Annotated in this window: 15 protein-coding genes; 8 read left to right on the forward strand and 7 right to left on the reverse strand. The window is 51.1% G+C overall.

Annotation, left to right across the window (positions count from 1 at the left end; genetic code table 11):
- Nucleotides 1–23: 23 nt before the first annotated feature.
- Both recN and nadK read right to left on the reverse strand, forming a co-directional pair.
- Nucleotides 24–1,685, reverse strand: a complete 1,662-nt coding sequence (recN, locus tag LCS67_RS05670; protein ID WP_001528556.1) for a DNA repair protein RecN — start codon at nucleotides 1,683–1,685, stop codon at nucleotides 24–26.
- An 85-nt stretch (nucleotides 1,686–1,770) separates the two neighbouring features.
- Entirely contained in the window at nucleotides 1,771–2,649 is an 879-nt protein-coding gene (nadK, locus tag LCS67_RS05675; RefSeq protein WP_001059155.1) for an NAD(+) kinase, read from the reverse strand.
- Between the two features lie 122 nt (nucleotides 2,650–2,771).
- Between nadK and grpE the strand changes: the two genes are divergently transcribed.
- A complete protein-coding gene (grpE, locus tag LCS67_RS05680) occupies nucleotides 2,772–3,362 on the forward strand; it encodes a nucleotide exchange factor GrpE (RefSeq protein ID WP_001518875.1) in 591 nt (196 codons plus the stop codon).
- 34 nt (nucleotides 3,363–3,396) lie between these two features.
- Here grpE and LCS67_RS05685 read toward each other — a convergent pair whose 3' ends face one another.
- From LCS67_RS05685 to LCS67_RS05695, 3 genes are all read right to left on the reverse strand, one after another.
- A complete protein-coding gene (locus LCS67_RS05685; protein WP_023208252.1) occupies nucleotides 3,397–4,002 on the reverse strand; it encodes a hypothetical protein in 606 nt (201 codons plus the stop codon).
- A 129-nt stretch (nucleotides 4,003–4,131) separates the two neighbouring features.
- The gene (locus LCS67_RS05690; protein WP_127908301.1) at nucleotides 4,132–5,418 is read right to left on the reverse strand and encodes an HlyC/CorC family transporter; all 1,287 of its coding nucleotides are present in this window, start codon (nucleotides 5,416–5,418) and stop codon (nucleotides 4,132–4,134) included.
- Between the two features lie 19 nt (nucleotides 5,419–5,437).
- Nucleotides 5,438–6,229, reverse strand: a complete 792-nt coding sequence (locus LCS67_RS05695; RefSeq protein ID WP_001537507.1) for an inner membrane protein YpjD — start codon at nucleotides 6,227–6,229, stop codon at nucleotides 5,438–5,440.
- A 165-nt stretch (nucleotides 6,230–6,394) separates the two neighbouring features.
- Here LCS67_RS05695 and ffh point away from each other — a divergent pair, with 165 nt between their 5' ends.
- The 5 genes from ffh (at nucleotide 6,395) to rplS (ending at nucleotide 10,024) form a co-directional block, all read left to right on the forward strand.
- Nucleotides 6,395–7,756: a signal recognition particle protein gene (gene ffh / locus LCS67_RS05700; protein ID WP_000460052.1), complete on the forward strand. Its 1,362-nt coding sequence runs from the start codon at nucleotides 6,395–6,397 to the stop codon at nucleotides 7,754–7,756.
- 252 nt (nucleotides 7,757–8,008) lie between these two features.
- Nucleotides 8,009–8,257, forward strand: coding sequence for a 30S ribosomal protein S16 (gene rpsP / locus LCS67_RS05705; protein WP_000256453.1), 249 nt, complete (start codon nucleotides 8,009–8,011; stop codon nucleotides 8,255–8,257).
- An 18-nt stretch (nucleotides 8,258–8,275) separates the two neighbouring features.
- The gene (gene rimM, locus LCS67_RS05710) at nucleotides 8,276–8,824 is read left to right on the forward strand and encodes a ribosome maturation factor RimM (protein WP_000043266.1); all 549 of its coding nucleotides are present in this window, start codon (nucleotides 8,276–8,278) and stop codon (nucleotides 8,822–8,824) included.
- Between the two features lie 44 nt (nucleotides 8,825–8,868).
- Nucleotides 8,869–9,636: a tRNA (guanosine(37)-N1)-methyltransferase TrmD gene (trmD, locus tag LCS67_RS05715; RefSeq protein ID WP_000469807.1), complete on the forward strand. Its 768-nt coding sequence runs from the start codon at nucleotides 8,869–8,871 to the stop codon at nucleotides 9,634–9,636.
- 40 nt (nucleotides 9,637–9,676) lie between these two features.
- Nucleotides 9,677–10,024, forward strand: coding sequence for a 50S ribosomal protein L19 (gene rplS, locus LCS67_RS05720; RefSeq protein WP_000065257.1), 348 nt, complete (start codon nucleotides 9,677–9,679; stop codon nucleotides 10,022–10,024).
- Nucleotides 10,025–10,179: 155 nt separating this feature from the next.
- Here rplS and dgcN read toward each other — a convergent pair whose 3' ends face one another.
- Both dgcN and LCS67_RS05730 read right to left on the reverse strand, forming a co-directional pair.
- Complete coding sequence (dgcN, locus tag LCS67_RS05725) at nucleotides 10,180–11,400, reverse strand: diguanylate cyclase DgcN (protein ID WP_080069128.1); 1,221 nt, start codon at nucleotides 11,398–11,400, stop codon at nucleotides 10,180–10,182.
- Nucleotides 11,393–11,911, reverse strand: a complete 519-nt coding sequence (locus LCS67_RS05730) for a YfiR family protein (RefSeq protein ID WP_001212379.1) — start codon at nucleotides 11,909–11,911, stop codon at nucleotides 11,393–11,395. The genes dgcN and LCS67_RS05730 overlap by 8 nt, the downstream gene beginning before the upstream one ends.
- Nucleotides 11,912–12,350: 439 nt before the next feature.
- Between LCS67_RS05730 and aroF the strand changes: the two genes are divergently transcribed.
- Both aroF and tyrA read left to right on the forward strand, forming a co-directional pair.
- A complete protein-coding gene (gene aroF, locus LCS67_RS05735) occupies nucleotides 12,351–13,421 on the forward strand; it encodes a 3-deoxy-7-phosphoheptulonate synthase AroF (RefSeq protein WP_001168062.1) in 1,071 nt (356 codons plus the stop codon).
- 9 nt (nucleotides 13,422–13,430) lie between these two features.
- Entirely contained in the window at nucleotides 13,431–14,552 is a 1,122-nt protein-coding gene (gene tyrA, locus LCS67_RS05740; RefSeq protein WP_000225187.1) for a bifunctional chorismate mutase/prephenate dehydrogenase, read from the forward strand.
- The last annotated feature ends 43 nt before the right edge of the window (nucleotides 14,553–14,595 follow it).

Raw genomic sequence — 14,595 nt, forward strand, 5'->3', positions numbered from 1 at the left:
AGACCTTCGGGAGATAAAAAAGTTTACGCCGCCAGCAGTTCTTTTGCGTTTGCCAGCGTATTACGCGTAACTTCACTTCCTCCCAACAGGCGGGCCAGTTCCTGTAAACGCGCACGTTTATCCAAAGGTTGCATATGTGTTTCGGTCATTGCCCCGTCTGTTTCTTTACTGACAAAGAAGTGCTGGTGACCGCACCCGGCTACCTGTGGCAGGTGAGTGACGCACATCACCTGAGTGGATTCGCCAAGCTGACGCAGGAGTTTACCGACCACGGCGGCGGTTGGGCCGCTGATGCCAACATCGACCTCGTCAAAAATCAGCGCCGGCGTTTCCATTTTGCGCGCGGTAATCACCTGAATAGCCAACGCAATGCGCGACAGTTCACCGCCAGACGCGACTTTAGCGATAGGTTGCAGCGGCTGACCTGGGTTTGTCGTCACTTTAAACTCCACGCGATCGGCGCCGTCGTTGCTCAGATGATGCTCATCAAATTTCACGTCGATAGTAAACAGACCGTGCGGCATTGAAAGTAAATGCATACTTTCAGTGATCAACTGCCCCAGCTCCTGGGCGTAAAACTGACGCTGTTGATGCAGCGCTTGCGCCGTTTCCAGCGCTTGTTGGTGATGCTTATTAACCGCCAGCGTCAGCGTTTCCAGCGAATCGGCCTGATCGTCGAGCTGCTGCTGTTCTTCGAGCAGTGACTGATAAAGCTGCGGCAGCGCTTCCGGGCTGACGTGATGTTTTCGCGCCAGCGAAATTTGTTTAGCGATGCGCTGTTCAAGTTCAAACAGGCGATTGGGGTCTAAATCCAGACGCTCGCAATAATGGCGTAATTCATCGCTGGCTTCGGTGAGTTGAATAGTGGCTTCTTCCAGCATATCCAGGATGCCGGAAAGCTTGCTGTCCATACTCACCAGCTCGCTAACCAGTTGTTTTGCGCTATATAACTGGCTTTGCAGGTTAACGTCTTCGCCGTCCGCGAGTAGCGCCAGAGCGTTCTGGCTGGTCGTAAGCAACTGCCCGCTGTTGGCCAGCCGTTTGTATTCTTCGTCAATTTGCTCGAATTCGCCGGCCTGCGGGTTAAAGTCGTTCAACTCTTTTAACTGATATTGCAGCAGTTCCGCGCGCGCGGCGCGTTCCTGGCTTTGTTGCTGGTGATGGGCGAGATCGCGGCAGCTTTGATGCCATAATTGGTAGCGGGCAGCCATCTGCTGCGCTAAAGCGGCTTCGTTGGCATAGCTATCCAGCAGCGATTTTTGCTGTTCGGGTTTGGTAAGCTGCTGGTGCGCATGTTGACCATGAATTTGAATCAGCAACTGACCGAGCTCGCGTAATTGAGACAGGGGCACAGCGGTGCCGTTAATAAAGCCCCGTGAGCGGCCATCGCTGCTGATAACGCGGCGAAGTAAGCATTCGCGACCTTCTTCAAGCTGGTTTTCTTCCAGCCAGCGCAATGCCGCAGGCGTGTCTTTCAGCGCAAAGCGGGCACACAAATCGGCGCGGGTCGCTCCGGTACGGACCATATCGGCCTCAGCGCGACCGCCCAGACACAGACCCAGGGCATCAATCGCAATAGATTTACCCGCGCCGGTTTCACCAGTAATGACGGTCATTCCGCTCTGAAAATCGATCTCAAGCTCACGAACGATAGCAAAATTGCTGATGGTCAGTTGCGCCAACATAGCTGTTTTCCTGTATGAAAAACCATGACTGTAATTAAATACAGTATAAACTGGTTTTTTATACAGTAAAGAGGCTAACGTAAAATTAGAATAATTTTTTTGACCAACCGAGTTTTGTGCTTAATGTATTGAAATAGCTATAGTCTTTGGGATGTATCAGGTTGAGGTGGTAGTCGCAGCGGCGAATCAGCACATCTTCTCCTTCCTGAATAGGCAGCGCTATCTGGCTGTCGCAGCTAATTTCCAGATCGCTACGGCGATGCGAAAAACGCAGACGAATCGTGCTACTGCTGTTAATGACTAACGGGCGCGCCGACAAGGTATGCGGGAACATCGGCACCAGGGTGATTGCATCCAGTGAAGGGGTCAGAATAGGGCCGCCTGCGGAGAGCGAATAGGCGGTGGAGCCTGTCGGCGTAGAAATGATCAGACCATCAGATCGCTGTGAAAAAGCGAAGGTTTCATCAATATAAACCTCGAACTCGATCATATGCGCCACTTTTCCCGGATGCAGCACCACTTCATTAATGGCTGTGCTGATACGCTTCTGGCGGTCCTGTTGGCAGACCTGCGCTTCCAGCAGAAAACGTTTTTCGGAGATATAGCGCCCTTCCAGCACATCAGATAATTGTTGCAGGGCGTTGTCCGGATCGAGATCGGTCAGGAAGCCAAGATTACCGCGGTTAATGCCAATCACATTGATGTCATAACGCGCCAGCGTACGCGCTGCGCCAAGCATATTGCCGTCGCCGCCCACGACTACCGCCAGATCCGCCTGTTGACCAATTTCCGCCAGCGTGCCGGTTGGCACATTTTTTAGCTGTAATTCGTGGGCGATTTGTTGCTCCACAATGACCTCATAACCCTGATCGCATAGCCAACGGTAGAGCATTTCATGTGTCGTGAGTGCGGTGGGATGACGCGGATGCCCCACAATGCCGATACACTTGAAATGATTATTCATTTTTCTGAGGTCCTTGTAGCGAAGATTGATGACAATGTGAGTACTTCCCTTGAAACCCTGAATCTGATCCCCATAATAAGCGAAGTTAGCGAGATGAATGCGAAAAAAACGCGGAGAAATTCATGAGTAGTAAAGAACAGAAAACGCCTGAGGGGCAAGCCCCGGAAGAAATTATCATGGATCAGCACGAAGAGGTTGAGGCAGTTGAACCAAACGATTCTGCTGAGCAGGTGGATCCGCGCGATGAAAAAATTGCGAATCTGGAAGTTCAGCTTGCAGAAGCCCAGACTCGCGAACGCGACACCGTGTTGCGCATCAAAGCGGAAATGGAAAACCTGCGCCGTCGTACTGAACAGGACATCGAAAAAGCGCATAAATTCGCTCTCGAGAAGTTCGTCAACGAATTGCTGCCGGTAATCGATAGCCTGGATCGCGCGCTGGAAGTCGCAGACAAAGCCAATCCGGATATGGCGGCAATGGTCGAAGGGATTGAGCTGACGCTGAAGTCTATGCTGGATGTGGTGCGTAAGTTCGGCGTGGAAGTGATTGCTGAGACCAACGTGCCGCTGGACCCGAACGTGCATCAGGCGATTGCGATGGTGGAGTCGGAAGAGGTTCCGGCAGGCAATGTGCTGGGTATTATGCAGAAAGGCTATACGCTGAACGGTCGTACCATTCGCGCGGCGATGGTGACGGTAGCGAAGGCGAAGTAAAAGTCTGATGGCCGATGTAAAGTCGGCCATTTTTTTAGCTTAAAAAATCCTGTACTTCGAGCCATGGAGTGTCGAAGTCAGCTATTTGTTCGTACTCATCCATAGGTAAAACAAATATATTATAGGCATCAGTGCTTTCATTGAGACTGGCTATCTGAAAGCCACGTTCGTTGAGCTGGCTTTGAATGCGCTCAAATATCTCATCGACGTAACGGTCGCCTTTTTTGCAGACCTTGCCTATTTCATCATATCTGGTGAGTGCCAGTAGTCGCGTTTTTAGTTCATCTGTACTGGCAAAATCTTTTGTCAGGTCATAATAACGATTGGCCGCAAAAGTGGCGAGCAGACCTTCTTCACCCTCCCCCTTGTAATCGATTTCTTCAATAACGCCTTCAGTACGTAGAACCTGCATGAATGCCTGTAACAACGCACGATTGTCTAAATCACCGCCACTGCAATCAAGCACTTCCACTATCCCGTAGTCATCGTCCTCGTCGTCTTCAAAACTGGCAGGATCGCTGGCGAGGCGGGAGACGATATTGGGCCATAAATCTGGCGTTTCCTTTAAGAATATGCTGGCCAGCTTTTTTAAATATTCAGCAAACGCCAGATCCCATTCAACAACGTAATCATCGTACATAGTATGGTTTTCCTTTCCATTAATAAGCTTTTATTGTGTCACTATTCCGGAGAGGAGATGAATGAATAAAATCTTAATTAACAAGGAAAACGGCAAACCATTGGCTGCCGTTTTAAGAAAGGAGGAGGGTTATTCAAGAATACTCTCGCGCAGCGGTTTTACCGGTACAACCTTTACCTGCTTAATCATATTTTCCTGTACATCGAGAATATCGATATCGTACTGCTCAATGCGCACGCGCGTGCCAGCAACCGGAATTTCCTCCAGCGCCTCCAGAATCACCCCGTTGACGGTGCGCGCGTCATCTTCCGGCAGGTGCCAGTTAAACGCTTTATTGATTTCCCGGACGTTGGCGGTACCGTCAATAATGACCGAACCGTCGTTTTGCGGCGTGACCTCTTCCGCCAGTGTCGGCGACATCGATGTGGTGAAGTCGCCAACGATCTCCTCGAGAATATCTTCCACGGTGACCAGCCCCTGGATATCGCCATATTCGTTGACGACCAGTCCGACTTTCTTTTTATTGCGCTGAAATTTGATCAGTTGCGTACTGAGCGGCGTACCTTCCGGGACGTAATAGATTTCATCGGCGGCGCGCAGCATCATCTCTTTGGTGAACTCTTTTTTCTCAGCCATTAACCGCCAGGCTTCACGCACGCGCAGCATACTGATGGCGTCATCCAGCGAATCGCGATAGAGCACAATGCGTCCGTGCGGGGAGTGGGTGAGCTGCCGCTCGATAGACTTCCAGTCGTCATTGATATCGATCCCGATAATTTCATTACGCGGTACCATGATGTCATCCACGCTGACCTTTTCCAGGTCGAGGACCGATAGCAGCATATCCTGATTGCGGCGAGAGATTTGCGAACGGGATTCATGCACGATAGTGCGTAATTCCTCTTTGCTTAACGACCCGCTGACCACGATGTCCGTTTTAATTCCCATCAGACGCATCAGCAGGCGGGTGATGGTGTTAAGTAACCACACCAGCGGCATCATCAGTATCTGTAACGGCGCCAGCAGGAAGCTGCTGGGATAGGCCACTTTTTCCGGATAGAGCGCGGCGATAGTTTTGGGCAGGACTTCGGCAAAAACTAACACGACAAACGTCAGTACCCCAGTGGCGATAGCCACGCCGGCGTCGCCGTAAAGCCGCATACCCACAATCGTGCCGAGCGCCGAGGCAAGAATGTTGACCAGGTTATTGCCGATCAGCACCAGGCTTATCAGTCGGTCGGGTTTACGCAGTAATTTTTCTACCCGTTTTGCCGAGCGATTACCTTGCTTCGCCATATGGCGTAAACGGTAACGGTTTAGCGTCATCATTCCAGTTTCGGAACCGGAAAAATAGGCCGAGATGACCACCATGATGATTAATATGATAATCAGCGTGGTGGTGGAGATGTGTTCCAGGGGAAACTCCTTTAAAAGCTTAGCTTACAAATTGCTGTAATATGCGGCTACCAAAATAGGCCAGCGTCAGAATACCCGCGCCTGCGACGTTAAACCACACGACCCGCCGACCCCGCCAGCCTTCATGGTAATGCCCCCACAGCAGAACGATATAGACAAACCATGCCACGATAGAGAGCACGGCTTTATCAATATTTTCAGTACTGAACAGGTTATGCATGTAAAACAGGCCGGTACACAGAGTAAGGGTCAGCAGTACGACGCCAATCTGCGTGATATGAAACATTTTGCGCTCAATGCTCATCAATGGCGGCATTTCATTACTAAACGCCAGCTTTTTGTTCTTCAACTGATAGTCGATCCACGCCAGCTGTAGCGCATACAGAGCGGCGATTATCAGCGTCGCGTAAGAGAAAAGCGACAGACCGATGTGCACCATCATGCCTGGGGTCGCTTCCAGATGCGTAATATATTCATTAGGCATGAACGTGGCGAAGGCCAGGTTAATCAGCGCAAAAGCATAGACAATGGGCAGAAGTAGCCAGCCGCGATTACGCGACGCGACAATGGTCATTACCGTGCAGATCATCAGGCTGACCAGCGAACCGACATTCAGCAGGCTCAGGTTTTGTCCACTGTCGCCGCCGGGCAGAATACGCGATTCCAGCGCGACAGCATGGCACACCAGAGCGATGACCGCAGAAAGAATAGCCATACGCCGCCAGCCGCTGTTTTTTTGCAACAGTCCGGGAACGATCAGCGCGAGGCTGAAGGAGTAGGCGACAAGGGCAAGTAAAGCAAAAACGGGCATAGTTGTGTCGACAGTTGACCAGTGAGAAAGAGAAGCAGTATAGCGTTACGTGACCGCAGCTCCAACCGTTGCATAACAACAAAGACGGCTTCATGGTATACTGTGGCGAAATTCTGTAACTGTGTCGCTGCGGCGACCAACCGTTTCCACCCCAGGCGAGAGACAATGTTTGATAATTTAACCGATCGTTTGTCGCGCACGCTGCGCAATATCAGTGGCCGTGGGCGCCTTACTGAAGACAACGTTAAAGAGACGCTGCGCGAAGTGCGCATGGCGCTGCTGGAGGCTGACGTTGCGCTGCCGGTAGTGCGTGAGTTCATCAATCGCGTAAAAGAGAAAGCGGTTGGTCATGAAGTTAACAAGAGCCTGACCCCTGGGCAGGAGTTCGTCAAGATTGTCCGTAGCGAACTGGTTGCGGCGATGGGCGAAGAGAACCAGACGCTGAATTTAGCTGCGCAGCCGCCAGCCGTAGTATTGATGGCGGGTCTGCAGGGGGCGGGTAAAACCACCAGCGTCGGTAAGCTGGGTAAATTCTTGCGCGAGAAGCACAAGAAGAAAGTGCTGGTCGTCTCTGCCGACGTCTATCGCCCGGCGGCGATCAAACAGCTCGAAACGCTGGCTGAACAGGTTGGCGTGGATTTCTTCCCGTCTGATGTCGGCCAGAAACCGGTTGATATCGTCAACGCCGCGCTGAAAGAAGCGAAGCTCAAATTCTACGACGTGCTGCTGGTGGATACCGCCGGTCGTCTGCACGTTGACGAAGCGATGATGGACGAAATCAAACAGGTCCACGCTTCTATCAAGCCAGTAGAAACGCTGTTTGTCGTCGATGCGATGACCGGTCAGGATGCCGCGAATACCGCAAAAGCCTTTAACGAAGCGCTGCCGTTAACCGGCGTGGTGCTGACCAAGGTCGATGGTGATGCGCGTGGCGGTGCGGCGCTCTCTATTCGTCATATCACCGGCAAGCCGATTAAATTCCTCGGTGTCGGCGAGAAAACCGACGCGCTGGAGCCGTTCCACCCGGATCGTATCGCCTCACGTATTCTCGGCATGGGCGACGTACTGTCTCTTATCGAAGATATCGAAAGCAAAGTTGACCGCGCACAGGCTGAAAAGCTGGCGACCAAACTGAAGAAAGGCGACGGTTTCGACCTGAACGACTTCCTGGAACAGCTCAAACAGATGAAAAACATGGGCGGTATGGCCAGTCTGATGGGCAAATTACCGGGCATGGGGCAGATTCCGGACAACGTTAAATCGCAAATGGATGACAAAGTGCTGGTGCGTATGGAGGCGATCATCAATTCGATGACGCTGAAAGAGCGCGCGAAGCCGGAAATCATCAAAGGTTCCCGTAAACGCCGTATCGCACAAGGCTGTGGGATGCAGGTGCAGGACGTTAACCGCCTTCTGAAACAGTTCGACGACATGCAGCGCATGATGAAGAAAATGAAGAAGGGCGGGATGGCGAAGATGATGCGGAGTATGAAGGGGATGATGCCGCCAGGCTTCCCGGGTAGATAAATATATCGGGCTACCTTATTTGCCATTTTGACGCCGGAGTGTGCTCGAAATGCTCACGTACTGCGTGTACGCTCCGCTTTCTGCGCGCACGCCGACGCCAAACTGGCTGCAACGGTCACGCCCTGGAATCAAGCTTCATCACATGTTGATTGCTTTTTTCCCAGAAATCAGTAAAATTTTCGGGCTTTTAATATGACGCCGGGCTCCGTTCCTCGATGGGGCCCGGTTGTTTTATTCACACAAGAGGATGTTATGGTAACTATTCGTTTAGCTCGTCACGGCGCTAAAAAGCGTCCGTTCTACCAGGTTGTTGTCACCGACAGCCGTAATGCACGCAACGGTCGCTTCATTGAGCGCGTTGGTTTCTTCAACCCAATCGCTAGCGAAAAAGAAGAAGGCACCCGCCTGGATCTGGATCGCATCGCTCACTGGGTTGGCCAGGGCGCAACCATTTCCGATCGCGTTGCGGCGCTGATCAAAGAAGTAAAAAAAGCAGCTTAATCTGTCACGGTGGTCATGATGAGCAAGCAACTCGCCGCACAAGTACCCGCTGAACCGGTTGTACTGGGGAAAATGGGTTCTTCATACGGTATCCGTGGTTGGCTCAGAGTGTTTTCCTCCACTGAAGACGCCGAAAGCATTTTTGACTATCAGCCCTGGTTTATCCAGAAGGCGGGTCAGTGGCAGCAGGTACAGCTGGAAAGCTGGAAGCACCACAATCAGGATCTGATCATCAAGCTGAAAGGCGTTGACGATCGAGATGCCGCGAATCTTCTGACGAATTGCGAAATTGTCGTGGATTCCTCGCAACTTCCTGCGCTTGAGGAGGGAGACTACTACTGGAAAGACCTGATGGGTTGCCAGGTAGTCACCGCTGAAGGCTACGATCTCGGTAAAGTTATCGACATGATGGAAACCGGGTCGAATGACGTTCTCGTCATTAAGGCGAACCTGAAAGATGCATTTGGTATCAAGGAACGACTAGTACCGTTCCTCGATGGGCAGGTTATCAAGAAAGTCGATCTCGCTACTCGTACTATCGAAGTAGACTGGGATCCTGGTTTTTAAACCACCGAATAAACGGTAATAAATGGCGTTATGGGGATTGGCTTGTGTTTATTGGCATCGTTAGCCTGTTTCCTGAAATGTTCCGCGCAATTACCGATTACGGGGTAACTGGCCGGGCAGTAAAAAAAGGCCTGCTGAACATCCAAAGCTGGAGTCCTCGCGACTTCACGCATGACCGGCACCGTACCGTGGACGATCGTCCTTACGGCGGCGGACCGGGGATGTTAATGATGGTGCAACCCTTGCGGGACGCCATTCACGCAGCAAAAGCCGCGGCAGGTGAAGGCGCTAAAGTGATTTATCTGTCGCCTCAGGGACGCAAGCTTGATCAAGCGGGCGTTAGCGAGCTGGCCACGAATCAGAAACTTATTCTGGTGTGTGGTCGCTACGAAGGCGTAGATGAGCGCGTAATTCAGACCGAAATTGACGAAGAATGGTCAATTGGCGATTACGTTCTCAGCGGTGGCGAACTACCGGCAATGACGCTGATTGACTCCGTCGCCCGGTTTATACCGGGAGTTCTGGGGCATGAAGCATCAGCAATCGAAGATTCGTTTGCTGATGGGTTGCTGGATTGTCCGCACTATACGCGCCCTGAAGTGTTAGAGGGGATGGAAGTACCGCCAGTATTGCTGTCGGGAAACCATGCCGAGATACGTCGCTGGCGTTTGAAACAGTCGCTGGGCCGAACCTGGCTTAGAAGACCTGAACTTCTGGAAAACCTGGCTCTGACTGAAGAGCAAGCAAGGTTGCTGGCGGAGTTCAAAACAGAACACGCACAACAGCAGCATAAACATGATGGGATGGCATAGGCCCCCGAATATCAGTTTACCCAGGATAAGAGATTAAATTATGAGCAACATTATTAAGCAACTTGAACAAGAGCAGATGAAGCAGAACGTACCTTCCTTCCGTCCGGGCGATACCGTGGAAGTGAAAGTATGGGTTGTTGAAGGTACCAAGAAACGTCTGCAGGCATTCGAGGGCGTGGTTATCGCTATTCGTAACCGCGGTCTGCACTCTGCATTCACTGTTCGTAAAATTTCCAACGGCGAAGGCGTTGAGCGTGTCTTCCAGACTCACTCTCCGGTAGTTGACAGCATTGCTGTTAAACGTCGTGGTGCTGTTCGTAAAGCTAAACTGTACTACCTGCGTGAGCGTACTGGTAAAGCGGCTCGTATCAAAGAGCGTCTTAACTAAGAACGCGCTTTCGCAACATCCGAAAGCTTGTAGAAAAGAAGGGGCTGGCATTACGCTGGCCCCTTTTTTATGGGTTGCTCCACGCCATAGACGGTTACATGATTAGGCCGGGTCAGTGGTATCAACGCTGAATCAGAAACGGCCAGGCCCGTTCCTTAGTTTAGCGAGCGTTCCGCACGCCGGTGTTTAGCCTGATACATATTTCGATCGGCCAGTTCTTGTAGTTTTTCGGCAGTGGCATGTTCCCATGTCAGCGCAAAGCCAATACTCATGGTCATCGTTATTCGCTGGCCGTTATGCAGTTCAAAAGGTCGATTAAATGCCTGGGATAGCGCTGCGCAAATACGTTGTACTTCATATTCCGAATGTACATCGTAAAGCACCATCGCAAATTCATCGCCGCCGAGTCGGTAAGTTTGATAACGGCTACCACCGAATTCCGCTAATCTTTTGGCAACCTCTATAAGTACGCGGTCGCCTGCCGCATGTCCCCAGGTATCATTAATATATTTAAAGTTATCGCCATCCAGAAATAACAATGCCGAACTGCTACGAGCGGAATTGTCCTTCATCAGCGCGTTAATACAGCTGCGAAATGCCGCGCGATTGGCAAGCCCCGTCAGCGGATCGTGCAGCGCGGTACGTAGTAACTGGGCATTTTTAGCCTGAAGCCGTAGCTGCCATTCTTCCATCTCATCCAGAAGGCTATTGAAATCCTGCGCAAACAGGTGAAATTCCGCAATACGCTCATCAGGTACCCGGCGTGAAAAATTTCGGTTAGTGCGAACGTCGTGTACAACTTCAGTAATATTTTGCAGCGCATCCACAACGCCATTGTGTAAATAACGCGTGAGCAGCAGGGCAATGCCGGATGCCAGCAGAATACATCCTGTCAGCACTGCCAGCGATAGCCAGATAAAATGACCAATAAGGCTGTCGCGGGCGACAAGCCGTACTTCGCCGATGGCCCTTCCGTTGTGCCAGACGGGTTGCGATACCGGCAATGGAAAAAGCCAGTGGCTAATTAAGCCGATGAGCTTATCGTCTGCGGCTCGCGCATCATAGCGCCATGAGGCGATAGTACGGCCATTTTTATCGCGGACCTCCGCCGCTGAAAATTGTCCCTGGCGTCCCAGTGTGGCGAGCGTTTCCGCTGCGGCCGCGTTATCGGAAAATACCAGTGCCGCTTCAAGGCTATGGGCCATTGTGGCGGCGGTCAAATCGAGATTCTTTTGCGCATACTGTTTGAGCGTAAGGACAGACGCAACGCAAATTAATAGCCAGATCAATGTCATCGTAAGCAGCACGCTGATTATACTAATCCGCCGAAGTGTGCGTTTAAATGTTGGTCTGGACAGAGAAAATTCCTTATTCATGCTTTTGATTCCGTGCAAGCATTAATACTTCTGGATTTACTCTCACGCCGCTATGCGAGAGGGAGTCCAGGTTGACGGAAAATTTGACTTCATCATTGTTAATGATCAGACAAAATGCGCTGCCAATAATACATTCGGTGTTTTGCTCGGCAATTAATAACAAAGCATTAACTGGATAATGACGCGTTAACTCCACCTGATAAGCTGGCGATTCATTGCCAAAGTAAAAACCATCACAGCGGGCGCTCAGGGCTTCTTGTGTGGTACGGATGACAAGCGGTTGATAAGGGAAAGCCCAGTCAGCCTCTTCGCTAAGTACCCTGACAAAACGCGCAGATGAAAATATGCATAGCCTTGGCGGCCCGGATAACGCCGGCCAGTGTGTATAACTGACGATACCGGAGACGATGGCGCGTACGGATTTCTCTTCTTCCGTGACGCGTTGAGCATACAGAGGCAAGCTGGCTAATAATAGCGATAACAGAAGGATAAATCGGTGAGAAAAACGCATTAACAAGTCCCCACCATCTTCAGTCGTAAAGCATTAAAATACATCCGTGATTGTTTGTAGCAAAATAACATTATTTTGCCATATCGTCATTATGTCTTATTGATAATATGAATAATTTAATTGGCGTCCCTGATATTAAATTCTTGTGATTATGGTATTAATCACCCTATATCAGAAAGTAAAAATATGTGTGCGGAGAAAAAATAATCAAAAAATAGCGAGCATCGCTCATTTTACCGCTTTTCTGAGGCTGGGAATAAAATAATTCACTTGTTGTGTAAAGTTTTTGATACAAAATAAAGGGGTTTAATCGACTATTTTGCATGGTGTAAAGTTTATTTTACGTAATATGGATTGAAATCTTTACTTTTTGTGGTATGGTTTAAACATCCTCGTGGAGGATCAACTATCGCAAACAAGAAAAGACAGGATCGCCATCATGCAAAAAGACGCGCTGAATAACGTACGTATCACCGATGAACAGGTATTAATGACGCCGGAGCAGCTTAAAGCGGCCTTTCCGTTGAGTCTGGCGCAGGAAGCGCAGATAGCGCAGTCCCGGGGAATCATTTCTGACATTATTGCCGGGCGCGATCCGCGTCTGTTGGTGGTATGCGGTCCTTGTTCTATTCACGATCCTGAAACCGCTCTGGAATATGCCCGTCGATTTAAAGCCCTTGCCGCAGAGGTCAGCGATAGCCTCTATCTGGTAATGCGCGTCTATTTTGAAAAGCCGCGGACTACCGTCGGCTGGAAAGGGCTGATTAACGATCCTCACATGGATGGCTCATTTGATGTGGAAGCCGGGTTGAAAATAGCGCGTCAGCTACTGGTGGAACTGGTGAATATGGGGTTGCCATTGGCGACCGAAGCGTTGGATCCGAACAGCCCGCAATACCTGGGCGATCTGTTTAGCTGGTCGGCGATAGGCGCGCGCACAACCGAATCGCAAACCCACCGCGAAATGGCGTCTGGTCTTTCTATGCCGGTCGGCTTTAAAAACGGCACGGATGGCAGCCTGGCGACAGCGATTAACGCCATGCGCGCCGCTGCGCAACCTCATCGTTTTGTTGGCATTAACCAGGCCGGTCAGGTTGCGTTATTGCAAACCCAGGGAAATCCGCATGGCCATGTAATTCTGCGTGGCGGCAAAGCGCCAAACTATAGCCCGGCAGATGTCGCTCAGTGTGAAAAAGAGATGGAACAGGCGGGACTACGTCCTTCGCTGATGGTAGATTGCAGTCATGGTAACTCCAATAAAGATTATCGCCGCCAGCCAGCCGTTGCCGAATCTGTGGTTGCGCAGATTAAAGATGGCAATCGTTCAATCATTGGCTTAATGATTGAAAGTAATATTCATGAGGGTAATCAGTCTTCCGAACAGCCGCGCAGCGAAATGAAGTATGGCGTTTCCGTCACCGATGCTTGTATTAGCTGGGAGATGACCGATGCCCTGTTACGTGAAATTCATAAAGATTTGAGCGGCCAGCTGGCGGTGCGCGTCGCATAAGAGGTTGTTATGGTTGCTGAATTGACCGCATTACGCGATCAAATAGATGATGTCGATAAAGCGTTGTTGAATTTACTGGCTAAGCGCCTGGAACTGGTAGCCAAAGTCGGCGAGGTGAAAAGCCGTTTTGGCCTGCCTATTTACGTGCCGGAGCGTGAGGCCTCTATGCTGGCTTCACGACGGGCGGAAGCAGAAGCGATCGGTGTCCCGCCCGATCTCATTGAAGATGTCCTGCGCCGGGTAATGCGTGAATCTTACTCCAGCGAAAATGATAAGGGGTTCAAAACGCTTTGTCCTTCTCTGCGTCCGGTCGTCATTGTGGGTGGCGGCGGACAGATGGGGCGTCTGTTTGAAAAAATGCTCACGCTGTCGGGCTATCAGGTCCGTATTCTGGAACAACAGGACTGGCCGCGCGCCGGGGACATTGTCGCCGATGCCGGAATGGTGATCGTCAGCGTGCCGATTCATGTTACTGAACAGGTCATAGCGCAACTGCCGCCCCTGCCGTCCGACTGTATTCTGGTCGATCTGGCATCGGTGAAAAGCGGTCCGTTGCAGGCAATGTTGGCGGCCCATGATGGCCCCGTGTTGGGCTTGCATCCGATGTTTGGTCCGGACAGCGGGAGCCTGGCGAAGCAGGTGGTGGTCTGGTGTGACGGGCGTCAACCGGAAGCGTATCAGTGGTTCCTTGAGCAAATCCAGGTGTGGGGCGCGCGGTTGCACCGAATTAGCGCTGTCGAGCACGATCAGAACATGGCTTTTATCCAGGCGTTGCGCCACTTTGCTACCTTCGCTTATGGGCTGCATCTGGCGGAAGAGAACGTCCAGCTTGAGCAGCTTCTGGCGCTATCATCGCCGATTTATCGACTGGAGCTGGCGATGGTCGGGCGTCTGTTCGCCCAGGACCCGCAACTGTATGCGGACATTATTATGTCGTCGGAGCGCAATCTGGCGCTTATCAAGCGTTACTATAAACGTTTTGGCGATGCGATCGGGTTACTGGAACAGGGCGATAAGCAGGCTTTTATCGACAGTTTTCGCAAAGTTGAACACTGGTTTGGCGATTATGCCAGACGCTTCCAGAATGAAAGCCGTGTGTTATTGCGTCAGGCGAATGACAGCCGACCATAATGATGACATCTATACTAAAAGCCAGCTTTGCTGGCTTTTTTCG

This window comes from Salmonella sp. A7 (assembly GCF_020181675.1).
GTDB classification, from domain to species: domain Bacteria; phylum Pseudomonadota; class Gammaproteobacteria; order Enterobacterales; family Enterobacteriaceae; genus Salmonella; species Salmonella enterica.